At 42.1% G+C, this 26,844-nt stretch carries 25 protein-coding genes; 8 read left to right on the top strand and 17 right to left on the bottom strand.

What is annotated here, in order from left to right:
• The first annotated feature begins 63 nt into the window (after window positions 1-63).
• Complete coding sequence (ruvC, locus tag ACWQ4X_RS05855) at window positions 64-609, top strand: crossover junction endodeoxyribonuclease RuvC (protein WP_016166549.1); 546 nt, start codon at window positions 64-66, stop codon at window positions 607-609.
• Window positions 610-644: 35 nt separating this feature from the next.
• On the opposite strand, the gene ACWQ4X_RS05850 is transcribed toward ruvC, so the two are convergent.
• Together ACWQ4X_RS05850 and ACWQ4X_RS05845 are read right to left on the bottom strand one after the other, a co-directional pair.
• On the bottom strand, window positions 645-920 hold the full coding sequence (locus tag ACWQ4X_RS05850) for an acylphosphatase (protein ID WP_457903043.1): 276 nt from the start codon (window positions 918-920) through the stop codon (window positions 645-647).
• Entirely contained in the window at window positions 917-2,413 is a 1,497-nt protein-coding gene (locus ACWQ4X_RS05845; protein ID WP_457903042.1) for an NAD(P)H-hydrate dehydratase, read from the bottom strand. Before ACWQ4X_RS05845 ends, ACWQ4X_RS05850 begins: the two co-directional genes overlap by 4 nt.
• A gap of 21 nt (window positions 2,414-2,434) precedes the next feature.
• Here ACWQ4X_RS05845 and queG point away from each other — a divergent pair, with 21 nt between their 5' ends.
• Together queG and bioB are read left to right on the top strand one after the other, a co-directional pair.
• Window positions 2,435-3,535, top strand: coding sequence for a tRNA epoxyqueuosine(34) reductase QueG (queG, locus tag ACWQ4X_RS05840; RefSeq protein WP_216071782.1), 1,101 nt, complete (start codon window positions 2,435-2,437; stop codon window positions 3,533-3,535).
• A gap of 299 nt (window positions 3,536-3,834) precedes the next feature.
• Entirely contained in the window at window positions 3,835-4,824 is a 990-nt protein-coding gene (gene bioB, locus ACWQ4X_RS05835; protein ID WP_161934263.1) for a biotin synthase BioB, read from the top strand.
• A gap of 105 nt (window positions 4,825-4,929) precedes the next feature.
• Here the strand turns inward: bioB and ACWQ4X_RS05830 are convergent, their stop codons facing one another.
• From ACWQ4X_RS05830 to ACWQ4X_RS05805, 6 genes are all read right to left on the bottom strand, one after another.
• Window positions 4,930-5,154 carry a hypothetical protein gene (locus ACWQ4X_RS05830; RefSeq protein ID WP_457903041.1) on the bottom strand — a complete coding sequence of 75 codons (225 nt, stop codon included), beginning with the start codon at window positions 5,152-5,154 and terminating at the stop codon, window positions 4,930-4,932.
• A gap of 449 nt (window positions 5,155-5,603) precedes the next feature.
• Complete coding sequence (locus tag ACWQ4X_RS05825; RefSeq protein WP_142768361.1) at window positions 5,604-6,305, bottom strand: VIT1/CCC1 transporter family protein; 702 nt, start codon at window positions 6,303-6,305, stop codon at window positions 5,604-5,606.
• A 206-nt stretch (window positions 6,306-6,511) separates the two neighbouring features.
• Window positions 6,512-7,972, bottom strand: a complete 1,461-nt coding sequence (locus ACWQ4X_RS05820; RefSeq protein ID WP_457903040.1) for an OmpA family protein — start codon at window positions 7,970-7,972, stop codon at window positions 6,512-6,514.
• A gap of 156 nt (window positions 7,973-8,128) precedes the next feature.
• Window positions 8,129-9,364, bottom strand: a complete 1,236-nt coding sequence (locus ACWQ4X_RS05815) for a dihydroorotase (RefSeq protein WP_457903039.1) — start codon at window positions 9,362-9,364, stop codon at window positions 8,129-8,131.
• 9 nt (window positions 9,365-9,373) lie between these two features.
• Window positions 9,374-10,390, bottom strand: a complete 1,017-nt coding sequence (locus ACWQ4X_RS05810) for an aspartate carbamoyltransferase catalytic subunit (RefSeq protein WP_142768358.1) — start codon at window positions 10,388-10,390, stop codon at window positions 9,374-9,376.
• 249 nt (window positions 10,391-10,639) lie between these two features.
• Complete coding sequence (locus tag ACWQ4X_RS05805; RefSeq protein WP_161934258.1) at window positions 10,640-10,984, bottom strand: hypothetical protein; 345 nt, start codon at window positions 10,982-10,984, stop codon at window positions 10,640-10,642.
• A gap of 259 nt (window positions 10,985-11,243) precedes the next feature.
• Between ACWQ4X_RS05805 and rlmKL the strand changes: the two genes are divergently transcribed.
• The gene (rlmKL, locus tag ACWQ4X_RS05800) at window positions 11,244-13,448 is read left to right on the top strand and encodes a bifunctional 23S rRNA (guanine(2069)-N(7))-methyltransferase RlmK/23S rRNA (guanine(2445)-N(2))-methyltransferase RlmL (protein WP_457903038.1); all 2,205 of its coding nucleotides are present in this window, start codon (window positions 11,244-11,246) and stop codon (window positions 13,446-13,448) included.
• A gap of 62 nt (window positions 13,449-13,510) precedes the next feature.
• Here the strand turns inward: rlmKL and ACWQ4X_RS05795 are convergent, their stop codons facing one another.
• The 3 genes from ACWQ4X_RS05795 to ACWQ4X_RS05785 all read right to left on the bottom strand — a co-directional run bounded on the left by ACWQ4X_RS05795 (window position 13,511) and on the right by ACWQ4X_RS05785 (window position 18,334).
• A complete protein-coding gene (locus tag ACWQ4X_RS05795) occupies window positions 13,511-14,800 on the bottom strand; it encodes a DUF945 family protein (RefSeq protein WP_457903037.1) in 1,290 nt (429 codons plus the stop codon).
• Window positions 14,801-15,012: 212 nt separating this feature from the next.
• Window positions 15,013-17,592, bottom strand: coding sequence for an ATP-dependent chaperone ClpB (gene clpB / locus ACWQ4X_RS05790; protein ID WP_457903036.1), 2,580 nt, complete (start codon window positions 17,590-17,592; stop codon window positions 15,013-15,015).
• 319 nt (window positions 17,593-17,911) lie between these two features.
• Window positions 17,912-18,334, bottom strand: a complete 423-nt coding sequence (locus ACWQ4X_RS05785; protein ID WP_142768353.1) for an OsmC family protein — start codon at window positions 18,332-18,334, stop codon at window positions 17,912-17,914.
• Window positions 18,335-18,482: 148 nt separating this feature from the next.
• Here ACWQ4X_RS05785 and crp point away from each other — a divergent pair, with 148 nt between their 5' ends.
• Both crp and ACWQ4X_RS05775 read left to right on the top strand, forming a co-directional pair.
• Window positions 18,483-19,190, top strand: coding sequence for a cAMP-activated global transcriptional regulator CRP (gene crp / locus ACWQ4X_RS05780; protein WP_457903035.1), 708 nt, complete (start codon window positions 18,483-18,485; stop codon window positions 19,188-19,190).
• A 156-nt stretch (window positions 19,191-19,346) separates the two neighbouring features.
• Window positions 19,347-20,396: an NADP(H)-dependent aldo-keto reductase gene (locus tag ACWQ4X_RS05775; protein WP_457903034.1), complete on the top strand. Its 1,050-nt coding sequence runs from the start codon at window positions 19,347-19,349 to the stop codon at window positions 20,394-20,396.
• Between the two features lie 116 nt (window positions 20,397-20,512).
• Here the strand turns inward: ACWQ4X_RS05775 and ACWQ4X_RS05770 are convergent, their stop codons facing one another.
• The 5 genes from ACWQ4X_RS05770 to ACWQ4X_RS05750 all read right to left on the bottom strand — a co-directional run bounded on the left by ACWQ4X_RS05770 (window position 20,513) and on the right by ACWQ4X_RS05750 (window position 25,094).
• The gene (locus ACWQ4X_RS05770; protein ID WP_100241514.1) at window positions 20,513-21,289 is read right to left on the bottom strand and encodes a M48 family metallopeptidase; all 777 of its coding nucleotides are present in this window, start codon (window positions 21,287-21,289) and stop codon (window positions 20,513-20,515) included.
• A gap of 112 nt (window positions 21,290-21,401) precedes the next feature.
• Window positions 21,402-21,710 carry a phosphoethanolamine transferase domain-containing protein gene (locus tag ACWQ4X_RS05765; protein WP_100241515.1) on the bottom strand — a complete coding sequence of 103 codons (309 nt, stop codon included), beginning with the start codon at window positions 21,708-21,710 and terminating at the stop codon, window positions 21,402-21,404.
• A 164-nt stretch (window positions 21,711-21,874) separates the two neighbouring features.
• Window positions 21,875-23,194, bottom strand: coding sequence for an adenylosuccinate synthase (locus tag ACWQ4X_RS05760; protein WP_142768350.1), 1,320 nt, complete (start codon window positions 23,192-23,194; stop codon window positions 21,875-21,877).
• Between the two features lie 69 nt (window positions 23,195-23,263).
• Window positions 23,264-24,430: an ATP phosphoribosyltransferase regulatory subunit gene (locus tag ACWQ4X_RS05755; RefSeq protein ID WP_457903033.1), complete on the bottom strand. Its 1,167-nt coding sequence runs from the start codon at window positions 24,428-24,430 to the stop codon at window positions 23,264-23,266.
• Window positions 24,431-24,641: 211 nt separating this feature from the next.
• Window positions 24,642-25,094, bottom strand: a complete 453-nt coding sequence (locus ACWQ4X_RS05750) for an Lrp/AsnC family transcriptional regulator (protein WP_100241518.1) — start codon at window positions 25,092-25,094, stop codon at window positions 24,642-24,644.
• 142 nt (window positions 25,095-25,236) lie between these two features.
• On the opposite strand from ACWQ4X_RS05750, the gene ACWQ4X_RS05745 reads away from it, so the two are divergent.
• Window positions 25,237-25,989 carry an AzlC family ABC transporter permease gene (locus ACWQ4X_RS05745; protein WP_457903032.1) on the top strand — a complete coding sequence of 251 codons (753 nt, stop codon included), beginning with the start codon at window positions 25,237-25,239 and terminating at the stop codon, window positions 25,987-25,989.
• Window positions 25,986-26,285 carry an AzlD family protein gene (locus ACWQ4X_RS05740; protein ID WP_100241520.1) on the top strand — a complete coding sequence of 100 codons (300 nt, stop codon included), beginning with the start codon at window positions 25,986-25,988 and terminating at the stop codon, window positions 26,283-26,285. Before ACWQ4X_RS05745 ends, ACWQ4X_RS05740 begins: the two co-directional genes overlap by 4 nt.
• Before the next feature lie 16 nt (window positions 26,286-26,301).
• Here ACWQ4X_RS05740 and ACWQ4X_RS05735 read toward each other — a convergent pair whose 3' ends face one another.
• Window positions 26,302-26,616, bottom strand: a complete 315-nt coding sequence (locus ACWQ4X_RS05735; protein ID WP_457903110.1) for a hypothetical protein — start codon at window positions 26,614-26,616, stop codon at window positions 26,302-26,304.
• Window positions 26,617-26,844: the final 228 nt, after the last annotated feature.

Below are 26,844 nucleotides of genomic sequence, written 5' to 3'. Positions count from 1 at the left end.
ACATATAATTCCAACATCACGTGCAAAACTGCATCAATCTTTCAACTTTTATTAAGCGAAGTTATGTCACTAATCATTGGGATTGACCCCGGTTCACGCCTCACTGGCTACGGAATTATAGAAAAAGATGGTCAAAAATTACGCTTTGTGGATGCTGGCACGATTCGCACCGAAAGTCAGGATATGCCTGAGCGTTTGAAACGTATCTTTGCGGGGGTTGAGCGCATTGTAAAATTCCACGGACCGACTGAAGCTGCGGTTGAACAAGTCTTTATGGCACAAAACCCTGACTCTGCACTTAAACTCGGACAAGCACGTGGTGCCGCCATTGCCGCTTTGGTGAATTTAGACCTGCAAGTCGCAGAGTATACGGCTCGTCAGATCAAACAATCCGTTGTGGGATATGGTGCGGCGGATAAAGAACAAGTCCAAATGATGGTGGTCAAACTACTTAATCTCAGTGTAACCCCACAAGCCGATGCTGCCGATGCACTGGCCGCTGCCATTTGTCATGCACATGCGTCAGGCAGTATGAGTAAATTGGCTGTACTGAATGCGCTAGGAGGCATGGCGCGCGGACGCAGTCGCTCCAGCAGCCGTAGACGATAACTTAAGAAGATCAAAGTGAGTGGTCTAACATTAATTTACTTCAGGATCTGAAAATCATTCGCTGACGTAATGCTTTCCACTTCAATCCAGACCACTTCGCTTACCTGTGAAAGCGGTGGTCCCTGATAAGCACGTTCAACTATTAATCCAAGTGTTTCAATGTCTGAGATAACTAGGGCTTCTACTTCCCCTGTGGTTAAATTTCTGACCCAGCCTTGAACTTGCAATTGTAGAGCTTGACGCTGAAACCAGCGACGGTAGCCCACACCCTGTACTTTGCCTGAAATGGTGAGTTTATAGCTCTTGTTCATCGCTGCTTTCCATTTACCACTTGATAGATCGCCTCACCCATCGCATGTGCCTGTAAACCACGCATACCTTGCTGTGCTAACAGATCACCCGCTTGGGCGTGCAAAGTTACAATTTCATGTAAGGTAATATCTTCATGGAATTGCGCCTTTAAACTCGCTACCATGCCTGCAAGCACATCTCCCATGCCTCCTGTGCCCATGCCTGCATTACCTTGGGTACAAATATACAGCTCATCCTCTAAGATTAAACTGCCAGCTCCTTTCAGCACCCATTGCCCAGCAAAGGTCTCTTTGAGGCGATGTATCGTAGCAATCCGATCTTGTTCAATTTCCGCTGCCGTACAGCCCAATAACGTCGCTGCTTCACCCGAATGCGGCGTTGCATAAATATGCCCATTCAGTTTTTGCTTGTTTTTCGCCAAAAACCAGAGACCATCTGCATCTAAGACCACTTCTAAATGTGCATTTTGATTGAGTAACTCGAACCACAACTGAAAGATCTGTGCAGCCCACTCATCCCGCCCAAGTCCCATGCCAAAACAAACAGCATCAATATGTGAAAGTAGCTGTTGAATGCCTTCTTTATCGAAAGCATTAATATCACTCACCATAATATTTGGTGCGCGCGACAAAATTGCCTGATGATGCTTGGCATGACAGACCACACTGACTTTGCCTGCACCTGCATGAAAGGCAGCTTCTGCTGCCATCATCACAGCACCGCCCATATCGGCATGACCACCGACCACCAGAACATGCCCATAACTGCCTTTATGCCCAAAAGCTTGTCGTTGAGGCAACATAATACGCTTTGGTGATAATTGAGCGACGGGATGTAATTTTTCATCACGTGGGATAAGGCTGAGTAAATGTAGTTGCCCCACATATTCCTTGCCTTGACCAGTAAATAAGCCTGCTTTATAGCCCAGTAAAGTAAATGTGTGATCTGCTTGAATGGCACAAGGCAAAGCCCGACCCGTATTTGCCTGTAAACCGCTTGGAATATCAACTGCAATTTTTAATCCCGTTTGAACGTTAAACAGTTGAATAATGCTTTGCCAATACTGATTTAATTCACGATTCAAACCTATGCCAAATAAGGCATCAATATGGCATTCAAATTGCGCTAATTGTTGTTGTAATTCTGACTGTGTAATAAGCACTTCAAGTGAAATAAAAGAAACATGCTGCGACTGCGCAAATAAGTATGCCTGCTGTAAATCAGCAGAAGGACCACGTTCTGTGGTGAAAACAGTGACGTCCAAACCTACCTGCTTTAAATAGCCTGCAATGAAATAACCATCGCCTGCATTATTGCCTTGACCACACCACACTGCTATTTTTTTAATCTGCTTTTGTTCGAATTGCGGTAACACCTGTTGCACAATTGTCCAAGCTGCTTGCTGCATTAAGCCCAATGATGAATTTTGCTGAGCAAACCAACGTTGCTCCCATGCTTGAATTTCACTGCTATGGTAAACTGAACGTTGCATGTTTTCCCCTATTATTGGTTTATGGCTTCGACCTCTTCTTCCTCAAAAATCTCACTGCAACAGCTTGATCCTCAAGAACTCAAAGCATGGATCAAAGCTCAGGCTTTAGACTTGGGTTTTGCTGATTGTGTCATTGCCAAACCAGATGCTCAAGCAGAATTAGAACGTTTTAAAGAATATTTAAAACGCGGTTATCATGCAGATATGACCTATCTTGAGGAAAACTTGGACAAGCGTGCCGATCCGACCCTACTGGTTCCAGGGACACGCAGCATTATCTGTGTACGGATGAACTATTTGGTAGAAACACCAAAGCCGCGCTATGTTCCCAATGAACCCAATGCCGCAATTATTGCCCGTTATGCACGGGGACGTGACTATCACAAAATCATGCGTGGACGTCTTAAAACTTTGGCAACACGTATTCGGGAACGTGTAGGTGATTTTGAATCCCGCCCTTTTGCCGATTCAGCCCCCATTTTCGAGAAGTCTTTGGCTGAAAATGCAGGCATGGGCTGGACAGGTAAACATACCTTATTGATTCATAAAAAATCAGGGTCATTCTTTGTCTTAGGGGAATTATTTACTTCGCTCGATTTACCCTTTGATGAACCGACCACCAAGCATTGTGGTTCTTGTACAGCCTGTATCGATATTTGCCCGACGCAGGCCATTGTCGAACCCTATATGCTTGATGCGCGTAAATGTATTGCTTATTTGACCATTGAATACAAAGGCATTATTCCTGAAGAACTGAGACGCGGGATTGGCAATCGGGTGTTTGGCTGTGATGACTGCCAACTGATCTGCCCTTGGAACAGTTTTGCGCAAAAAGCCAGTATTGAAGATTTCAACCCACGCCATGACCTAGATCGAGTCACTTTACTCGATTTATGGCACTGGGATGAGGCAACATTTTTAGCCAACACCGAAGGCAGCCCAATACGGCGCACAGGCTATCAAAGCTTTATGCGAAATATCGCAATTGGCTTAGGAAATGCCCCATTTTCTAGCTTAATTCTACAAACTTTGCATGAAACGCGTCACTTGCATGATGATATTGTGCAAGTCCATATCGACTGGGCAATTCAAGAGCAGCTGATTAAATCTCAAACAGTTTAAAATCAAGATTCTATTGTGAATTTATAGTGCGAGCTTTTACAGATCTTTGCAAAGTTATTGTTTTATAAAAAGGATAGTTGCGTGTTTGCCACAATATTTATTGCTGCAATTAAAAACTTTGCATGGAATATTCAGTAAAAATAGCTGACTTTGTGACTAAGTCTTATATCTAATCACTCATTCTTTCCACCAAAATTAATCGTCAGATACCATAAGTTTTGGTTTTTTTTGCCTTTGGTTTTGGCACGAAATCTGTATTATTAAAGCCAATAAAGAATACAGATGATGGACTTCCTAGAATGACTGTACGTAATGATTGGACGCGTGAAGAAATTCAAGCTTTATATGAACAACCTTTTTTAGACTTGGTTTTCCAAGCTCAAAAAGTTCATCGTGAGCATTTCGATGCCAATACCATTCAAGTCAGCACGTTATTATCTATTAAAACAGGTAAATGCCCTGAAGATTGCAAATACTGCTCTCAGTCTGCACGCTACGATTCAAAGCTAGAAGCAGAAAAACGCATTGCCGTAGAAAAAGTGATTAGCGAAGCAAAAGAAGCATTAGAATCTGGTTCATCTCGTTTTTGTATGGGCGCTGCATGGCGTAACCCGCATGAGCGCGATATGCCTTATGTTCTTGAAATGGTTCGTGAAGTAAAAGCTTTAGGCTTAGAAACTTGCATGACCTTGGGTATGTTAAACCAGTCTCAAGCTGAACGTTTAAAAGATGCTGGTCTAGATTACTACAACCACAACCTCGATACTTCACGCGAATACTATTCAAACATCATCAGTACGCGTACTTTTGATGATCGCTTAAATACACTCGAGTATGTACGCGGTGCAGGCATGAAAGTATGTAGTGGCGGTATTGTTGGTCTTGGTGAAGACACCGCGGATCGTATTGGTCTATTGCTTGAACTTGCAACCTTACCAATTCACCCTGAGTCTGTGCCAATCAACATGCTCGTTCCAATTGAAGGTACACCTTTGGCAGATGTTGAAAAACTAGAAGTCACTGAGTGGATTCGTACCATCGCGGTTGCGCGTATCATTATGCCTGAAAGCTATATTCGCCTTTCTGCGGGTCGTGAGTCTCTTTCTGATTCAGACCAAGCACTCGCGTTCATGGCTGGTGCAAACTCGCTGTTCTCAGGTGAGAAATTGCTGACGACTCCAAACGCAGGTGAAGGTCGCGACAAAAAACTCTTCAATAAATTAGGTTTAGTTGCTGAAAAAGCAAAACCGACTGTTGCTGAACTTTCAGTAGATGCAATGGCAGGCTAATAGAACTTCTAGTTCTTAAGCGCAATAAAAAAGCCAGTTCTATGAATTGGCTTTTTTATTTGTATTTAATTTAAGATTTTTATATTCACTGAATCAATCAGCAGCTTAACCCGCAAAATTATGAGCGGTAATCAAAATGCCGTATTGAGCATTCAGATAATCCCCTTTTCGAATAATATCCGCACCATTGGCATGATAAACCGTTAATTGCTCCGCGATGGCATCATACTCAAAACGTTCATAGCAATCTTGATGCTGACACAGCCATGTCAGTGTATCCGCAAGCCGATCATCCACAATATAAGTTTCTTTTTTAAAATCTTTAGACATTTTGAATTGATAAAAACAGGGTGAAATCATTGTAACGGCTTTAGCGAATCAGATAACCAACTTGATGAAAAATAAACTCATCGTTTTTCACAGATGCTAAATGTACAAAATCCGAAATGATTGACTCACTTCGGATTTAGCTAGAACAATTCAACAACTACGTCGCTTTATTATCCCCGCATTTCCTGCATTCCAGATGTTCACCTATTTCCTGCATTTGCTCATATTCATAAATGTGGAAACAAAGTAACTTTCTGAGTAATTGAAGCATCTTAAACTCCTTGTTTAATTTTTTTGTCGCTTACCAGTTTCTGTCCTGAAACCTCTATGTATCCAAACTATCAGATACATTACGTTATAATTATCACATTTTTATCAAATGGAAAATAAAATTTAAGCGCTTCAACTGCATTTCATCGGAAAGTCATGAAGGGCTTTAGACTTGAGTCTTAAGCCACATTTACATCGAATAAAGAACCAATTGCACTGGTAATTAACATTGCAAAACAACCCCAGAATAAGACTCTGAGCGCCCCTTTCCAGACTGGCGAGCCTGCGGTATAGCTTGCCAGTGCGCCAAGTCCTAATAATGCAAAAATTGAAACAATCACAATTGAATTTGCGAGATAGTGTGCGGGAGCAAATAGTACGGCCAACAAAGGAATCACCGCACCTACTGAAAACGACAAGGCAGATGACAAGGCTGCCTGTATAGGCTTGGCAACCGTCATTTCATTAATACCGATTTCATCACGTGCATGTGCAGCCAAAGAATCATGTGCTGTTAATTGAACTGCAACTTCATGTGCCAACTGTTCATCCAATCCTCGATGAATATAGATTTGGGTTAACTCTTTTAATTCCTGTTCTGGATTAATTTCCAGTTCTCGGCGTTCCAGTGCCAAATCGGCCTCTTCAATATCAGACTGAGACTTGACCGAGATATATTCCCCCGCAGCCATTGAAATTGCACCAGAAATTAAACCCGCTAGGCATGTAATAAAAATCGTCTGCTGCCCTGCGCCACTGGCAACCACCCCAATCACCAGACTGGTGACAGAGATAATGCCATCATTTGCCCCCAATACCGCAGCACGCAACCAACCTGTTTTTTCTAAATTATGCTTCTCTTTATGAATCGATCTTCTCATCTATATGCTCGTCTAAGTTTATTGTTGCTGTTCATCCATTCTATTTTAAGCCAATACCTGCACACTTCCCAAATTTGTCTAGACATAACTCTAAAGTTTTCATGGCTTCAACATGTTTTCAAGCTGAAATAACAAAAGGGCTTTACTGCATCACAGTAAAGCCCTTGTCTCGAATCATTGTCTAAGTTTAATGCCAAATCAGCGATTTAATATCCGCTGCCAGAATTGATCCCTTCCTCATTCACTTGACGGACTTTACCAGTTTCAGTATTCAGCACTTTAAACTCAATACGGCGGTTTTTAAATTGACCTTCAGGTGTCCCATTTTCGGCAATCGGTTGCTCTGCTCCGAGACCTACAGCCTGTAATTTGGCAGGATCAACCCCTTGTTTAACCAAATACGCCATCACCGCTTGTGCTCTTTTTACTGAAAGCTCTTTATTTTCTTGGGCTGTACCGACATTATCTGTATGCCCCTCAATCACCAGTTCTACTTGCGGAGCGCGTTTAATCAATGCCGCTGCCTGATCCAGAATAGACTTATTGATTTCAGGAATGTCACTCGAATAGGGTTCAAAATTAATAATCTGTAAATTCAGTGCCGTTGCGACATCCAATGCTTTGATATGCTCTGGATTCAAGCTGGAAAGCGCTTTTTCGGCATCACTGACACTGGTATCCACTACCTTGCTCACATCTAATGGTTGCTGGGTCACAATGTGCATATTCGGTACTAAAGGTTGTATTTTCTGAGCAAAATCATTCGCAACCACATTACTTTCAGCCTGAATAGACAATTGATCCCCCATCCACGTGATGGATACATTTGGAGCACCTTTTATGATTTTCAATACACTCGGAATGGCATCCTGATCAATAAATGCCGTATGTAAATTAATATTATCATCAGCCCCACACCCCAAAGGATGAGCAAATATCTGCTTCACTTCGTTTTGCAAAATATCAATATAGGATTTATTTGCAGTCAAAATTTGACAGGTCACAAGTAAGCCATCTTGCCCCGTTGTCAGCTGAAATTTAGCAGGTATGCTCGAAACACTGGTATTCGCTACCGTACTCGGCTGTTCTTCACGACTGCACATTTTGAATAGCAATGCACAAATTAACCCCAGTATCACGATAAATAATACTGGCACCCACCAACGCGTAGATTTCTTAGCCCCAATATAAGAAGTCGAACTTGGACTTTGATGTACGGTTTGTCCAACTAAGGTATTCACCCCTAATGCCGCCAATAAGGGTTTCGCCCACAAAGGTAAAGCTACTGCAATATCGGTGGCATGCTGCTGTAAAAAATGCTCAATGCTATGCTGATTACTTGATCCTGCTTGTGTTTCCAGTACCCCTATGGTCGGTGCAATGGCATGATTCAGAGTTTCTTCTATTTCTGATGGTGGCGCTGTTGCCCCAATCGCTTCAATAAATTTTTCTTTAAGCGAGGTATGTGAGGTAAAAATATCAGTTAAGCGCGGGTTTAAATGGTTTTGTAACTCTGAAATATACTCAGGCTTGTCTTTCAACAAACTTAACAGAATTGGATAAAAATTATCTAGCGCATGTTTCTTTTCAAGTAAATGTTCAGTCTCCGACTGTAAAACCATGGGTGTTACTTGTTGCTGCAGTAATTCAATAATATTTGTCAGCATTTTCTGCCCTCTTATTCTTTTGAAGCATTATTGAAATAGTGTATATGCTCATTTTTTAAACAGTGTAAATTATTGTATTTTCAGAACCTCTTTCATCATTACTGAAAAGCAAGTCATAAAAAAAGCCAGCATTTGCTGGCTTTTTTCTGTCAAAAATTAAGCATGAAAAGTTTGTAATACTTTCCCTGTCAACGTCTGATTAATTAACGGTGTATTTTTACCTTGGGACAAAATGCTTTCCTTGGTCAACGTCCATTCAAGCTCAGGATCAACTAAGACCCAACCTGCTTCTTGTACCCAACGATCTTGCATATTCGCCACTTTGGCAGGCGCTAAAGTCACTTTTTCTACCCACTCTAATGGTGTAAATAGACCTTCTTTGACCAACTGCACCCCTAAAGATACATAGGTATCAAATGCGGTGAAACCTGGCTCAGTTTCAGCAAATGGTGCCATTTTAGCCGAGCTGCTCAATGGTTCATGATGGGTACAGATCGCATCAATCACACCATCTTTCACCCCTTGGCGTAAACGCTCTTGGTCCTTTTCAGAACGAAGCGGTGGACGCACATGTGCCAAAGCATTAAAACCATCAATCAGACTATCGGTTAAGTGCAATTGATGCATTGCCACATCTGCCGTTACAGGCAAACCTTTCTCTTTGGCAATCTTAATCAGTTCAACCGAAGACCCACATGACAACAAGCTAAAGTGCGCATTGACGCCCGTTGCTTCAATCATGAGTAAATATTTAGCAATCGCTACCGTTTCAGCCAAAGCTGGAATCATTGGCAAACCTTGACGGGATGCAATGAAACCTTCGTGCACACAGCCATCTTTGGCAATTTGCGGTTCTTCAGCATAGAACACCACTGTAAGACCCAAACCTGCTGCATATTCCAAAGTACGAATCACCACATCATCATTGGCAAAAGGCGCATTGGCATTTGAAACAGCGGTACAACCGCCTTTTTTCAAGCCTGCCATGTTCGCAGGTTGTTGCCCTTTTAGACCTTGAGTTTGCGCACCAATGACTTGTAGATAAATACCACCATCCAACATCGCCTTTTCGACTAGACCGTGGATTAAAGCGCCATTGTCTTGCACAATTGGTTTTGAATCTGGTGGGGTAAATACGTGCAAAATACCATTCTCACGTGCAGCCTCACCTTCTGACTTCAACGTACCATGCTGCTGCTGACCCGGTTCACGTAAGCGTGCACACAAATCGACCATGGTCGGCATTAACCATTTACCCTGACCATCCAGTGTCGTTTCTACCGCATCTGTGGCAGCAACCAATTTACCCTGTTCTAAATAAACTGTTTGCACCGAATCTGTTTGCTGAATTGGATCTAAGACACGGACATTTTCAATTTTTACAATACTCATGACTTTCCCTTATCCCGCAATCGCTTCTAATAGACCTTGTTCTTGTAATTGACCTTGCATTGATAAGGCCAGAACAGCCATACGTACTGCAATACCATTGGTCACCTGATTTAAAATCACCGATTGTGGACCATCCGCAATGCTGGAATCAATTTCGACCCCTCGGTTCATTGGACCTGGATGCATCACGATACAGTCAGGTTTGGCTAAAGCTAAACGCTCTTTATTTAAACCAAACATTTTGTAGAATTCTGATTGCGAAGACAGTGCTGGAGAATCAATACGTTCATTTTGAATACGTAGTGTGATAATCACATCGCAGTCTTTTACGCCTTCATCCATTTTGTTAAATAGACGCACGCCTGCACCATATTCTTCAAAACCATGGGGCAATAAAGTATTCGGTGCAATCACACGAATATCTTGGCACCCTAAAGTTTGCAAAGCAGCAACATCTGAACGCGCAACACGTGAATGTTTAATATCACCAATGATAGCGACACTCAGTTCTTCAAAGGGTTTCTTGGTTTCACGGCGAATAGTCAACATATCCAGCATCGCTTGCGTTGGATGTGCATGACGCCCATCTCCCGCATTGATGATTGCGACATGTGGGCAAACTGTCTGCGCAATAAAATGCGCTGCGCCTGAAGATGAATGACGTACGACAAAGATATCCGCCGCCATTGCTTCTAAATTCCACAGCGTGTCACGGAGGGTTTCACCCTTCGAGGTACTTGAACGTGCAATATCAATATTCAGTACATTTGCAGATAAACGCTTTGCAGCCGCTTCAAAAGTGGTACGGGTACGGGTCGAATTTTCAAAGAACAAATTCATAACCGTACGACCTTCCAACAGATTGTTGGTAATCAGCTGATTTTGGTCATTAAAAAAGGACTGCGCAGTGTCCAATATTTTCGTGAGTGTGGCTTTCGATAGCCCTTCGATGGTCAGGAAATGCTTTAAATTTCCATCTTTATTGAGTTGAATCTGACTCGGAGTATGCAATGCCGCCAAGTGCATGAGAGATTCCTTATACGTTAAGTTAACGTATTATACAGAGATTCCCCAGATTTGGCAGTTGAAGTTTTCGGCACTCAAAAGAAAATAGGACGATATTTAAAATGATTTCTTATTTTCCTATGCGTTATTTCAATAAGATAATTTAAACAAAATTTATCATTCAATGCGAAGTCTACCAATCACCATAAATTTGAGATTTAGGATGATTGGTTTAAATAAAGTGATAAGTCAACCAATCTGCAACAAGATTTAGCGCAATGCACCAATATAGTGATGGTGTACCTGCGCACGATAAATTTCTTCTTCGGTCACTTCATCTTCACGATAACGAGTCGGTTCAACTACGGTTTCCGCCACCACCTCGGGTTCAATTACTGCATCTAAATCCATAAAACTGCGTAAACGTTCCGCCTGACGAACCAACTCGGCATCTCCAGTGGCCAAAGCCAAATCCACGACATGTCGGGCATAGGCCTTATTTTCAGCAAGGTACATCGCATCAATGACACGCCCAGAGACACGGCGCAAACGTGTATAAATCAAAGTTGCAGCAGAAAAAGCCTCAGGATGAGCAACAAATCCGTGATTAGACATCTCTTTCGATCCCCCAGTTTTATTGAATTTAATACGAATAATGATTTACGCAAATTGTGCAAACGAAGTGGAGCTTCAACGCACATCGCCATTTAATGCTGTTGAGTTAGCAAAATACATACCAGTTTCTGAGAACCATGTAGTTAAAAGTATATTTTTTTATGATCTGCATATGCAAACTCGCAATTAAAAAAGCTTTCAAAGCCAAAATCAGTTAAACTTTGCGAAGTATTTTTTTAAATCTTGGTCTATCTAATTTATGAATAGCTCTTCACGTTTAAGCAACTATTGGGTCACATGTGCAGATGGGCTAGAAACCTTACTCCAAGAAGAATTACAAGGTCTAGGCATCCAACAAATTGAACGCTTTCCAGGGCGTTTAGTTTTTAAAGGCACACTAGAACAGGCCTATCGTATTTGCATGTGGTCACGTTTGGCTTCACGTGTTCTGCTGCCTATTCATACCCATGAACTTGAACGCAGTCATGATGCACGTGATGTTGCAGAAGAACTGTATGAAGGTGCAATCAGCTTTGACTGGTCACTTATTTTTGCACCACAAAGTACATTTGCCATTCGTTTACACGTTGAACGTGAAATTATGGTGAACAGCCAATTCGCAACCTTACGTGTCAAAGATGGTGTGGTGGACTCGTTCATGGAAGCGGTGGGTCGTCGTCCAAGTATCGATACCAAGCAACCTGAAATTACCCTGTACGTGCTTGCGGGTAAAACGGAGCACACTTACTGCTTAGACTTATCTGGCGATTCTTTACATAAACGTGGTTATCGTCGTTATATGACCGATGCCCCAATCAAAGAAAACCTTGCAGCTGCAATTTTGCAAAAAGCCAACCTGCAACAATTACGTCCAGACATTATCTTGGACCCAATGTGTGGTTCGGGTACTTTCATTATTGAATCACTCATGTTGCTGACCGATCGTGCCCCTGGTTTGGTGCGTCGTTTTGGTTTCAATGGCTGGAATGGTCACAACAATGAATTGTGGATGTCAATTAAAGCCGAAGCCGCTGAACGTCATCAACAAGCATTGGCTCAGCCGCTACCGAAGTTTTATGCCTTTGATGCGGATTGGGAAGCAGTCAAAGCAACCAAACAAAATATTATGGCTGCGGGTTTTGAAAGCCTGCTTGACCAAATTCAGATTGAAGAACGTACGCTTTCTGACTGGCCTGACTTTGAAGTCGGCAACAAAACCGCCTTTATTGTCACCAACCCACCTTATGGTGAGCGTTTAGGTGATAAAGCCTCTAACCGTGCCTTGTATTTGGGTTTGTCTGCGCTCTTACAAAAGAACTTCCCAAATCAAACTGCAGCAGTCATCGCTGCAGCGGTTGAACAAGCCGACGTCATGGCGTTTAGTGATCCGCAAACCATGCGTTTGATGAACGGTAAATTGCCAATCTACATCCGCTTAGGCAAGATCAAACCTGCTACCGTGGTGAAGCCCTTCCTTGAAACGTGGCAACCCCTGCAATTTGAACCGATTGAAGGTGCAGAAGATTTTACCAATCGTTTGCAGAAAAACATGCAGACCCTGAAAAAATGGGCAGTCAAAGAAGGCGTTTTCTGTTTACGTTTGTATGATGCCGACTTACCTGATTTTAATGTAGCCGTTGACTTATATGGTGATCGTCTGCACGTGCAAGAATACGCACCACCAAAAAGCATTGATCCAGAAAAAGCCAAAAAGCGTTTTAACTTGGCTTTAGCTGCGATTCGTGCTGTAACGGGTCTGGGGCGTGATGCAATCTTTATTAAGACCCGTGCACGTCAAGAAGGCAAGAATCAGTACACCAAACAAAGTACAGCTTCAAAACGTTTTATCGTACAAGAAGGTCAAGCCAAAATTTTGGTGAATATGACCGACTATTTGGATACTGGTCTGTTCCTCGATCACCGTCAAATTCGTTTGCGTATTGCCAAAGAAGCACGCGGTAAACATTTCTTAAACTTGTACAGCTACACCTCAACAGCAAGCTTACATGCGGCTTTAGGTGGCGCGGCAAGTACCACCAGTGTGGATTTGTCCAACACTTACCTGAACTGGTCTAAAGAAAACTTCGTCTTGAATGGTTTAACGGTTGATCATGCCGATGAACAGCATCAATTCTTTGCCAGCGACTGTTTTGAATGGCTAAAAGAAGGCCATGAGCAATATGACCTGATTTTCATTGATCCACCAACCTTCTCGAACTCTAAAAAGTTCTACGGCACTTTCGATGTACAACGTGACCATGTTTCTCTATTAAAACGTGCGATGAACCGTTTGACCACTGAAGGTACTTTATACTTCTCGAACAACTACCGTGGTTTCGAGCTGGATGAAGAAATTGAAGCGATGTTTGATGTGCAAGAAATCACCCAAGAAACCATTGGGCCAGACTTCAAGCGTAATCAAAAAATTCACCGCGCGTGGAAAATTCAACACCACCCTATTTAATTCAGACATAAAAAAGGCCGCTTCTGCGGTCTTTTTTATAATATGAATATCAATTAGAACGTTTATTCCGTGAGAAATTTCTTGTCACCATATTTATATTCCATCGACATTTTCATCACATCCCCATCACGTTTCAGCTGACCTGACTGTTGCATACTGCTTAATATACTTTCCAACTCTTGATCAGACATCGACTGCTGCTTCTGACCCGGCAAACTCTTCATGATGGATGCAACCATGTTTTTATCAAACTGCATGTCGGCTTTATATTCCACCAAACTCGGCACCATACTCACCATGCTTTTTAAAGTTTTTTGATGACTAGGCATAAAACGACCCGTCATACTGGCTTTTGCTTCACCTGTACCGACTTTAAGCTGATTATCCTTGGACTCAAATTTAAATCCTTCATTGATGACTGCAAGTAAGGCAGGTTCAAGATCTTCCAGCAATTTCTCCTTCGCTAAACAACTATTTTCACTCTTTTCCACAACATCAAAGAAGGCTTGAAGTTTGGCACGATTCACATCCTGTAAATTGAAATTGAACTGAATGTTTTGCATAACGGGTGAATATGGCACTTTCATTTCATCCGCTTGAATCGAAAACTTGGTATTCAACACCCGTTCTGTCAAGTCACTTTCAGCTTCAATACGGTAATTCTTTAACTCTGCACTCATCGGATTATTCAAACTACGATCCGACATTTTCAGCAAATCCATATGGATTTTGGTTTTTCCAGCTTCCAGATAATTGCCACTTAAACCTTGATTGGTTTCCAAGGTTAAGCCTGTCATTTGGAAATGTGTTTCCGCATCTGTTACCGTTAAGTTTGGAATTTTTAAGGTTAAATCCTGCACCTGAAGCTGATCGTCCACTGACTTGGTTCGATATTCTAAAGTTACAGGGTCTAAACGCGTCTGCATTTTTTCTTCGTTACGCACAATTTCTGGCGTGGTCAGGGTCGATTTCATTGCTCCCAACCAATTGACGCGAGTTTGGAGCTTTAAAGGTTGATTCAACAAAGGTTTGAATGCACTATCTGTTTGAACAATTTTAATGTCCGATTGAATTTGATAGCCATTCCAACTGCGCTGAATATGGTCGCGCCCAGCCAGTTTAATCACATCTTTCGGCTTGCATGGATCAAGAATCAGCTCTGCTGTCCAGTCGGCACTGCCTTGCAAAGCGCCCATCTGAAAGTTTTGATAGTTCAAGCTTAGATTTTTGCTGGGTTGTTTCGCTTCTTGTTGATAATAAGTTTGCAGACTTTTATCTGCATATATATTTCCACCAACAGCCAATGTGGCAACCGCAACAACCCCTCCAACACCCCATTTTATTTTTGACATTTATATGACTCATATTGTGTGCTTATTATGTGCATGCAGTATAATCAAAAAGCAAAAATAATGATAATTGTTTTACATATAATTAGCTTATGAGTGATTCATATCACAACATTTAGCTTATTTCTGTCACTTTCTGACTCAGAATATAAGTTTCATTCCCAAGCTTGTCACATAAAAAACCAGCCGAAGCTGGTTTTTTTAGGAAGAAGGTCTTAACTCAATTTCATTTTATCAAAGACCAGATGACCCTGATCCGCTTTGATTAAAATGGTATCGCCTGGCTGGAATTCACCTGCAAGGATTTTTTGTGCTAATGGGTTTTCGACCTGTTGTTGAATGGCACGTTTTAAAGGACGCGCACCATAAATTGGGTCAAAACCAGCATCAATCAATAAATCAAATGCAGTATCTTCTACAGACAAGCTCAAATCACGCTCAACCAAACGACTGCGTAAACGATCCAATTGAATATCGGCAATGCCACGAATTTGGGCTTTCTTCAATGAATGGAAAATCACCAACTCATCGATACGGTTAATGAACTCTGGGCGGAAGTGTTGCGATACAGCACTCATCACCACTGCACGAACTTCATCCTCCGTCGCTCCCTCACCCAATTCACGCACATCTTGTGAACCAAGGTTGGACGTCATAACAATCACGGTATTTTTAAAGTCCACCACGCGACCTTGTGAATCGGTCAGACGACCATCATCCAAGACTTGTAGCAAGATATTGAATACGTCTGGATGTGCCTTCTCAACTTCATCGAACAGCACCACACTATACGGTTTACGGCGTACAGCTTCAGTCAACACGCCGCCTTCTTCATAACCTACATAACCCGGAGGTGCACCAACCAAACGACTCACAGAGTGTTTCTCCATGAATTCACTCATATCGATACGAATCATGGCGTCATCACTGTCGAACAGGAAATTTGCCAAGGCTTTGGTCAATTCAGTTTTACCCACACCTGTTGGACCAAGGAACAAGAATGAACCACTTGGACGATTTGGATCTGACAGTCCTGCACGTGAACGACGCACAGCATTCGACACCGCCACAACAGCTTCATCTTGTCCAACCACACGGTTATGCAAGAAATCTTCCATCTGCAACAGTTTTTCACGCTCGCCTTGCAGCATTTTCGCTACTGGAATGCCTGTAGCCGCACTAACCACTTCTGCAATTTCATTGTCTGTGACTTTGTTACGCAATAGTTTTGGTGCTTCATTTTCTTCGGCAACTTCAATACGTTCCAATTGCTTTTGCAATTCTGGAATCACGCCATATTGCAAACGCCCAGCTTCAGCCAAATCACCTTCACGCTGTGCTTTTTCTAAAGCAATCCGCGCTTGATCCAGCTTCACTTGAATATCTTTGTTGCCTTCGACCAAAGCTTTATCGGCACGCCAGATTTCCTCAAGATCGTTATATTCTTTCTCAACCGTTGCAATCTGCTCTTCTAGATGTTTGATCTCGCCTTTAGCCCCTGCATCTTCATCTTTCTTGACCGCTTCAAGCTGCATCTTCAACTGAATCAAGCGACGATCTAGCTTATCCAGTGCTTCAGGTTTCGAATCCAACTCCATTTTAATGCGCGATGCCGCTTCATCAATCAGATCAATCGCTTTGTCTGGCAATTGACGATCGGTGATGTAACGATGCGACATTTTCGCAGCCGCAATAATCGCCGAATCCAGAATTTGTACGCCATGGTGAGTTGCATACTTCTCTTTGAGTCCACGTAGAATGGCAATGGTATCTTCTACACTCGGTTCATCCACCAACACTTTTTGAAAACGGCGTTCTAAGGCTGCATCTTTCTCAATGTATTGACGATATTCGTCTAGAGTCGTTGCACCCACACAACGTAATTCACCACGTGCGAGAGCAGGTTTAAGCATATTGCCAGCATCCATCGCGCCATCGCCCTTACCTGCACCTACTAGCGTATGCAGCTCATCAATGAACAGAATGATTTCGCCTTCATGTTTGGCTAAATCTTTCAGCACCGCTTTTAGGCGCTCTTCAAATTCACCGCGATATTTCGCACCTGCAAGCAATGAACCCAAATCTAAAGATAGGACACGTTTGCCTTTTAAGCTTTCAGGCACTTCACCATTCACGATTCGTTGTGCCAAGCCTTCAACAATCGCGGTTTTACCCACCCCGGGTTCACCAATCAACACAGGGTTATTTTTGGTACGACGTGAGAGTACTTGAATTGTGCGGCGGATTTCATCATCACGCCCAATCACAGGGTCAAGCTTGCCCGCCAAGGCACGCTCAGTCAGGTCTATCGTATATTTATTCAGTGAATCACGTTGATCTTCATGATTATTACTCATGACCTTCTCATCCCCTCGAATTTTATCAATTACTTTACGTAAACTGTCGTTAGTGACACCTACGCTATTTAATAAAGACTTGGTTGCCCCAACTTCAGCAAGCGCTAACAGCACCCAATCCGTAGAAAGAAACTCATCTCCAGCTTTTTGTGCATAGCTATCTGCCAGATTCAGCGCTTTAACCGCTTCTGGGCTGAGATTGATATCTCCTGTCGGATTCGCCAAAGTCGGCGCATCTTTCAATGCCTGCTGCAATTTGTTCTGCAAATCACGTAAATTGGCACCTGCCTGTTGCAGCAGACTGATATTGGAAGCCTCTTCCAGTAGAGTAGAAAGCACATGAATTGGCTCAATAGAGGTATGATCTTTACCCATTGCCAAAGATTGTGCATCGGAGAGCGCTTGCTGCAGGCGGTTTGTAAATTTCTCAAAACGCATTCTTGTTATTCCTCACAACAAATTTTTAACTTGTAAGATATATGGGAACTTATTTTTCGATTTCAAATTATTTTTCACATATTTTTCAATATCTTAAATTAATAAATATGTGATATCTCAGTTATAATATTGGTCTGGCTATTTTTATTTTCAAGAGTGTTGATGTAATTTTTTCTAGCCGTCTCACAGAATGATTGGTTCACTCGTTTCAAATCATAATTCAAGCAGTTTTTCTTCCATTTACAGTCGATAAAACCATAATAAAATTTGAGTCCTAAATACAAAAAAGGCTGGTTCATTACCAGCCTTTTTTTCACGCTTATTCAGCTTCGATAATTTCAAAATCATGAGTGATTTCGACACCACCATCAGACAGCATTTTGCTTGCTGAACAATACTTCTCTGCAGACAGTTCAACCGCTTTTGCAACCTGTTTTTCTTTCACAGCTTTACCCGTTACCACGAAGTGTAGGTGGATTTTAGTGAACACTGCTGGAATGCTATCAGCACGATCAGCTTTGAGCTGACAGACAACATTTGTCACATCTTGACGAGATTTCTTTAAAATTGTCACAATATCGAAGGATGCACACCCACCAAGTCCCATTAATATAAGTTCCATGGGACGTGGTCCACGGTTTTCACCACCATACTCTGGGGAACCATCCATCACTACACTATGGCCACTTTCTGATTTCGCTTCAAAAGCAACATTCTCTAGCCAATGTACACTTGTTTGCATTGCAACTACCTAAAAAAAGCTATAAATTTACCGTGTACCTGTACACTAACATAATTTGAGTTGATAAGGAATTTCACCTCTTCTGTGTGACAAGTTCATTTTAGGTCTTGTGCGATCTATTATTTATCCATTTTCGGAAACCAAAAGCATGACTTCAAACTTTTCACAGCTGAGTACTGATGCGCTATCGCCAGGTCAATTACCTGAATCAGTGAAGGCACTATTAAAACGAGCATATATAAACCGTTACCCAAAACGTACAACTATTGTCGATGCGGGTACAGAATCAAAATCACTTTATTTGATTTTAAAAGGGTCAGTTTCTATTATTTTACGTGAAGATGATGAGCGTGAAATTGTAGTGGCATATTTAAATCCAGGCGACTTCTTTGGGGAAATGGGTCTGTTTGAAGCAAACCCTCAACGTACTGCCGAAGTTCGCACACGTGACGTTTGTGAAATCGCTGAAGTAACCTACGAAAACTTCCGTGAATTAAGCAAACAATACCCAGACTTAAGCTACGCAGTATTTGCACAACTGGTTCGTCGTTTAAAAAATACGACACGCAAAGTGACTGACCTTGCTTTCATTGATGTGTCTGGTCGTATTGCACGCTGCTTGATTGATCTTTCTGCTCAACCTGAAGCAATGATTCTACCAAACGGTCGTCAAATCCGTATCACCCGTCAAGAAATTGGTCGTATCGTGGGTTGCTCACGTGAAATGGTTGGTCGTGTACTGAAAACACTTGAAGATCAAGGCATGATTCAAACTGATGGTAAAGCCATTCTTATTTTTGATGCTTCTTTGGAACAGTCAAATACTGAGGATGACTATGAGGATGACGAAGAATAAATCTTCAACTCGCATTCTAAAAAAAAGCAAATCTTTCGATTTGCTTTTTTTATGCTAAATAATTCATTTTTTTCACAAAACTATACACAACTATTCGTTAACAAAGCAGCATATTTACGATAGCCTGAATCCATTATTAGTTTCAGGATAGATGTTATGCAATTCAAACCATTAGGTAACAGCGGTATTCTCGTTCCAGAAATTTGCTTAGGCACCATGACTTTTGGCGAACAAAACACGCAGCAAGAAGCCTTTGATCAATTAAATTATGCCTTGGAACGCGGTCTCAACTTTTGGGATACCGCAGAAATGTACCCTGTCCCACCTAAGCCTGAAACTCAAGGTCGCACGGAAAGCATTATTGGTAACTGGATTGCACAACATGGCGGTCGTGATCAATTATTTATTGCCTCCAAGATTGCTGGTCCTTCTCAGGGAGGCAGTCACATTCGGGATGGACAAACCCGCTTTACCGCTGCTGAAATCTCCTCAGCCCTCGATGATTCTCTTAAACGCTTGCAAACAGATTATATTGATCTTTATCAATTACATTGGCCACAACGGAATACCAATTTCTTTGGCAAACTTGGCTATGGCAATAACGAAGCCTTAGATGAAAAACCCGTGACCGCTCTGGCGGAAACCTTAGTCGCACTTGCTGAGGAGGTTGAAAAAGGACGCATCCGCCATATTGGACTATCCAACGAAACACCATGGGGAACCATGAAGTTTTTACAACTTGCAGAACAATTAGGTATAGATAAAATTGTCAGTGTTCAGAACCCGTATAACTTACTCAATCGCAGTTATGAAATTGGCATGGCTGAAATCGCAAAATATGAAGGCGTCGGGCTACTGGCTTATTCACCCCTTGCCTTTGGTTACCTAACGGGTAAATTCCGTCACGGCGCACGTCCTGCCAATGCTCGTATTACCTTATTCTCGCGTTTTAGTCGTTACAGCAACCCTGAAAGTGAATGGGCAACTGAACAATATGCGCAACTGGCAGAGCAACATGGCTTAAGCCTGACTCAAATGGCACTCGCCTATATTAAGCAACAGTTTTTCGTGACCAGTACCATCATTGGGTCGACCAATCTCGATCAACTGAAAGAGAATATTGAAGCTTTTGACCTCACACTATCAACCGAAGTGCTTCAAGGCATAGAAGCGATTCACCGTCAGCAACCGAATCCTGCACCCTAAGATATGCTCAGTAATCTATACAGATTAAACAGCGTATTCACGACTACAGATTATTAAGGTCTAAATAAAATAAAAAAGGATGCCGCAGCATCCTTTTTTCGATTCAAACAAAATGATTAACGCTTGTTATACACTGCTTGTGCTGCAGGTAAGTTTTTACGCATAGCTTCAATACGCTGACTGTTCGATGGATGCGTAGACAGGAATGATGAGCCACCTGCACCATCCAACTTATTCATTTTTTCCCACAGCGTAATAGCAGCTTGTGGGTTATAGCCTGCTTTTGCCATCAGTAGTAAACCACCTTGGTCAGCACGGCTTTCTAGACTACGTGAATATGGTAAGCCAACGCCAACTTGTGTACCCAATTGTGCAGCGGCTGCACCCATCTGTCCGACGCTATCACCTGCGTAGCTTAAACCAATACCTAAAGCCAAATCAGTTAGAGCTTGCGCACCAATTTTGTTTTTTGCATGCTCTTCTAAAGCATGGATCATCTCATGTCCCATCACGGCTGCAATTTCAGCATCGGTTAGATTAAGCTTGTTGACAATACCCGTATAGAACACCACTTTACCACCAGGTGCTACATAGGCATTGACTTGATCAGATTTCAATACCGCCAACTGCCAATCAAACTTAGTCCCCGTCTGGTTCATTTGATCCGCATAGGGTTTCAAGCGATTAAAGACAGCATAAATGCGTTTATAGGTCGAAGAAGACGTATCAAGCGTATTGTTCCCACGAGCTTCCTGAACGGTTTTATTAAAACCTTGAGTTGCCGCAACATTCAAAGATGCCGTATCTGCACCTGCCATGTCAGCAACTGTGGTACAACCAGAAATAGTGACAGCTCCTGCCACACACAAACTTAACATCAGTTTGTTCTTCATTATTTTAATCTCCACCATTCTTGGATCACATCAATATATGCGCATTATATGCAATCAATGTGGAGCTTTGAATGAATAACAGCTTCATAAACATAGTATTTATGTAATTGACCTAGTGCATAAACTGGTAACTTAACCAATAAATCAAACACAGAATATTCAACACCATATAAACTTGACCAACAGGTTTAATTTTTTCTTCTAATTTCTCATCATTGCGCTTCAACCATAAATAGGCGTTCTGAATCAAAATTATAGGCACTAAAATACAGGCAAGAATGACACTAAGCCCTACGAAAGCGGAAAATACAATATTCGGGTCTTGGGTTTGAGCCTGAATAATAAGAATGGCAATTGTAGGTGCACCACCCATAGCAAAAATCAATGAATGTAAAATGGTGCTTGAAATATTTTTTTGCATCCTGCCAAAATCCAGATTTACTGTTAAGTTATTGTAACAAGGCTATTTTGAAAAAGCGTACAAGCAAATGCAACTTTAGTCTGGATTTCATTTATATCCAGTTTAGCGATGCAAATACGTAAAAAAGCCCCGCTATTGCGAGGCTTTTTTAGCACATATATCGATTAAGCATCAAATGGATGACGTAATACGATAGTTTCTGCACGATCTGGACCCGTTGAAATAATATCAATTGGGCACTCAATTAACTGCTCAATACGCTTGATGTAGTTCATCGCAGCTTCTGGGAGTTGCTCTACACTTGTCGCACCAACAGTAGACTCTGTCCAACCTGGCATGGTTTCATAGATCGGCTTTAAGTTTTCATATGCAAGCGCATCAGAAGAACCGACACAACCTGAATCTGTATTTTCGTAACCTACACAGATTTTTACTTCTTCTAAACCATCTAAAACGTCAAGTTTAGTTAAGCAAATACCAGAAAGTGAGTTTACATCAACAGAGCGACGTAAAATTTCTGCATCGAACCAACCACAACGGCGCTGACGACCTGTAGACGCACCAAATTCGTGACCCACAGTGCCTAAATGACGACCAATTGCATCACCTGTATCTGTCGCTGCATCGTAATGCAATTCAGTTGGGAAAGGACCAGCACCAACACGTGTTGTATACGCTTTAGTAATACCCAAAACATAATCTAAATGTAATGGACCCAAACCTGAACCTGAGCTTACACCACCCGCAGTCGTGTTTGAAGATGTTACAAACGGATATGTACCATGGTCAACGTCAAGTAAAGAACCTTGAGCACCTTCAAACATGATGTTGTCACCGTTTTTACGGTAGTTGTGCAATTCAGTTGTTACATCAACCACTAACGGAGCAATCACTTCACGCCATTGGTCGCAAAGTGCAAGTACGTCTTCTAACTTAACCGCTTCAACACCGTAGTATTGAGTCAACTGGAAGTTATGGTAATCCAACACTTCAGCCAATTGTGCTTTTAACGCTTCGCCACCACGAACCAAGTCCGCAACACGTACTGCACGACGCGCAACTTTGTCTTCATACGCAGGACCGATACCACGACCTGTTGTACCAATTTTTGCATTGCCACGCTTTTTCTCACGTGCTTGGTCAAGTGCAATATGGTTCGGAAGAATCAATGGACAGTTTGGAGAAATACGTAAACGCTCTTTAACAGGTACGCCTTGCTCTTCAAGAATAGTCATCTCTTTGATTAACGCTTCTGGAGAAAGCACAACACCGTTACCAATTAAGCAAAGTACGTTTTCACGTAAAATACCAGATGGAATGAGGTGTAATACAGTTTTCTTACCACCAACCACGAGAGTATGACCTGCGTTATGTCCGCCTTGATAACGTACTACCGCAGCCGCTTGATCTGTGAGCAGGTCGACGATCTTACCTTTACCTTCGTCGCCCCATTGGGTACCAAGTACCACAACATTCTTGCCCATAATAGCCTCATTACATCATGCTGTTAAAATTAAAACTCCGAGTAGTGACATGAACACCACTCGCAGTGATTAAATTTGTTTAACTTGCCACTCACCAGCAACATCAACAAGTTGATGTGTCGCATTTGGAATAGAGTTTAAATCATCATTACCCAATAACTGAATTACACTTAAGCCTTGTGCTCGAACGGCAGCAATCGCTTGGAGTAAGTCAGCATTTGTGCCCTTAGGTGCAACAACTACAGAGGCAGCTTTAAACTGACCTGCACTTAATGCATATAAGTCACAACTAAAACCTGTCGCAGGACGCGCACGACCAAAATGCTCGCCAATACCGTCATAACGACCACCCTGCGCTAAAGAGGCAGCACGGTTCGGTGCATAAACGGCGTACATTAAACCTGTGTGATAGTGGTATGAACGTAATTCAACGACATCAACACCAATAAATAAGCTTGGCCAACGTGCCTGAATCGCAGACTGTGTGGTTTTTAACTCATCTAAAGCATGTTTGAATGCTTCATCTGCCAGAATTTCTGCACTGAGGTGTGTTTGCAAGGCATCTAAGTCACTTGCATAACGACCCAATGCATAGAAGTCGGCACCGAAGTTCAAATCTTGCGTAAATTCAGCCAGTTCAGGCAATGCTTTACGTTGATAGAGATCTGATAGTTCACGTTCAGTATTTTTATTCAGTGCCGCACGCTTCACCAAGCTACGGAACAAACCGACATGCCCTAAATCCAGATGGATCCCGTCTACCAATCCAGCTTTCTCAATCAGACCGAGCATCACATCGACCATTTCGACGTCAGCATCAATACTGTCCGAACCGAACAACTCCGCACCCAATTGTAATGGCGCGCGCGTGGTATTAAAGCCTTGCGGCTTGGTATGCAGTACGGTACCTGCATAGCAATAACGTGCCACACCATCTACAGGATGAACATGTGCATCAATACGTGCCACTTGTGGCGTCATATCCGCACGCACCCCGAGTAAACGACCTGATAACTGGTCGATGACTTTAAATGTCGCAAGGTCTAAATCGTGATTCGATTCGGATAAAGAAGAAAGGGATTCTATGTATTCAATAAACGGCGTGTACACCAATTGATAACCTCGAGATGCGAGGAAATCCAAGGCGTCACGGCGCAAGTTTTCAATTACTTGCGCTTGCTCTGGTAATACATCAGCTACACCATCAGGTAATAACCATGTCTCTGAAATGGGCATGTTGTAAACCTAAATTCTTGTCAGCGCGGAAGTAATCCGCATAAAAAAATCGGGAGCACACCCGATTTCTCCTAGTTTAGCACGATAGTTCACACCATGCACTGAGATTTTTACATTTAATCCCAATCTTGCCACAATTTTATTGCTGTGATTTATCGTACTAAGTTAAAGATTGTTATCAATAATTTATCTTTTCAGCCACCACGTGCTTTTATAAAGGTAGTTCAGTTGTCTGCTTAATACTCTGTAAGGGAATTTCAGTTTTTACATTCTGAATGCCGGTAATTTTATTTAAATGCTGAATTTGAAATTTACGATAAGCATCCAGATCAGTCACCACAATCCTTAAAAAGAAGTCACAATCCCCTGCCATCAGTTGGCATTCCACAATTTCAGGAATCTCCCTGACGGAATCTATAAAGTGATTGACCGTTTTCGCATCTTGCCCTTTTAGCCAAATGCGTGCAAAAACAGTCAGCCCTAAATTAACTTTCTGCGGATTCACCAAAGCCACATACTTTTCAATAATGCCAGTTTCTTCAAGCTGTTTTACACGACGTAAACACGGCGACGCCGATAGTCCAACACGCTGAGCCAATTCATTGTTCGCCAGCTTTCCATCTTGTTGTAACGTCTGCAAGATTCGTCTATCAATTTTATCCATACTCAGCCTCTTAGCATTAAATACTCTTTATTTTAATTTTAGAGCAATTTTATGCCCATTCTACTGCAAATATTGCTTATTTTAGCGTCAAATATCAGCACAAAGTTTTTACAATGACTACCCACTTTGTGAGGTATCTCCCATGTCCACATTAAAAAGCAGCTCTACACTTTCATTGATCTTGAAAAGTCAGGATCAAGCTGAATTTTTGCGTGGCATTAAAACCACACTCCCCATGCTGCTGGGTTTTGTCCCTCTGGCATTGGTACTCGGGACTCAAGCCTCTCAAAAAGGTTTTTCTATTGTCGAAGTTTCGCTGTTAACTGGATTGAACTTTGCAGGCGGCTCAGAATTTGCCATTTTGGAAATGTGGACCAATCCACCGCAGTTCCTTCTGCTCATGTTTATTACCTTTTTAATCAATAGTCGGCATCTATTGATGGGAGCGAGTCTGGTGCCATACTTAAGACACTTGCCCGACCGCCAAGTGTACCCTGCACTATTTTTCCTCTGTGATGAAAGTTGGGCATTAGGATTATCCAATGCACAAAAGCGGATTCATCAAGTTGGTTTAAGACATGCCTTCAACATGCCTTATTATGCAGGGGTCTGTTTAGCCTTATATATCATGTGGGTCTCTGTTACGACCTTCGGTTCTGTGCTGGGTCCCGTCTTGGGCGATATTCGTCCCTATGGTTTTGATATGGCTTTTCCCGCCATTATTTTGGTGCTATTACGCGGGATGTGGACAGGATTTGCTGCGGCACGTCCTTGGTTAGTAAGCTTGGTGGTCGCTGCGCTTGCTTATTTATACTTGCCTGCGGGCTGGCATGTACCTTTGGGTGCGCTCACAGGAATTGTTTCTGCATTTTTCCTCATTGGAGATGACGAATGATTCATAGCAGCACTTTGATTGCAATTCTTTTGGTCGCAATCACCACCTATCTAACTCGCTTATTGGGCTATGTCTTATTAAAGAATAAAACCTTGTCCAATAAGCACAGAAAAATCTTAGAAGTCGTGCCAGGTTGTGTACTTATTTCAGTGATTGCGCCTTATTTTGTTAAGGATCATCCAGCAGACTTAATCGCAATTGGTATCACATTATTAGCAGCATCAAGACTACCGTTACTCTCAACAGTAATCATTAGCATGCTCAGTGCAGCGGTACTGCGCCAAATCCTAATTTAAAATTTGGCGCAAAAGGTTAAAACGGACGATCCGTTTGCCCAACCGACTTGCTGAGCAAGCTGACCAATTCCGCATTCTGCAATTCCAATTGATGCGTTCTTTTCACAGTTTTATCAATGGCTTCCTGCTGCACATGCATTTTCTTGGCAAGATCTTGCATGATTTCCAGTGTTTTCTTTAAATTTTCTTCAAGATGCGCAACTTTTTGTTCTAGATGCTGCTGATACTCAACATCCTGATTACTACCTTCTCCCTGTTGCTTAAACTGAAACCACACCAGAAAAATCACAGCAACCGCCAACAGCAAAATAAATCCCCAAATTAACATCATCATCTCGTTCTCATTGTCATTCTGTACTTGTTCTATCATATGCCAAGAAGGTGCGCCTTGATGCTTAAAATTAAAGAAAAAACTCAATATTTTTCAATCATTCACAATTCTTAAGCTTTCACGCTATAGTCTTAACACATCAAACTACAAGGAATGATAATTTGATACATGTTTTGGGTTTCAGAAACTCATCTCTGGCTTTATAGTCAATTCGCATAACAACTATTC

The sequence above is a fragment of the Acinetobacter sp. NigerLNRRAM0016 genome (assembly GCF_054112845.1).
This window is presented reverse-complemented; position numbering and strand designations above follow the sequence as displayed.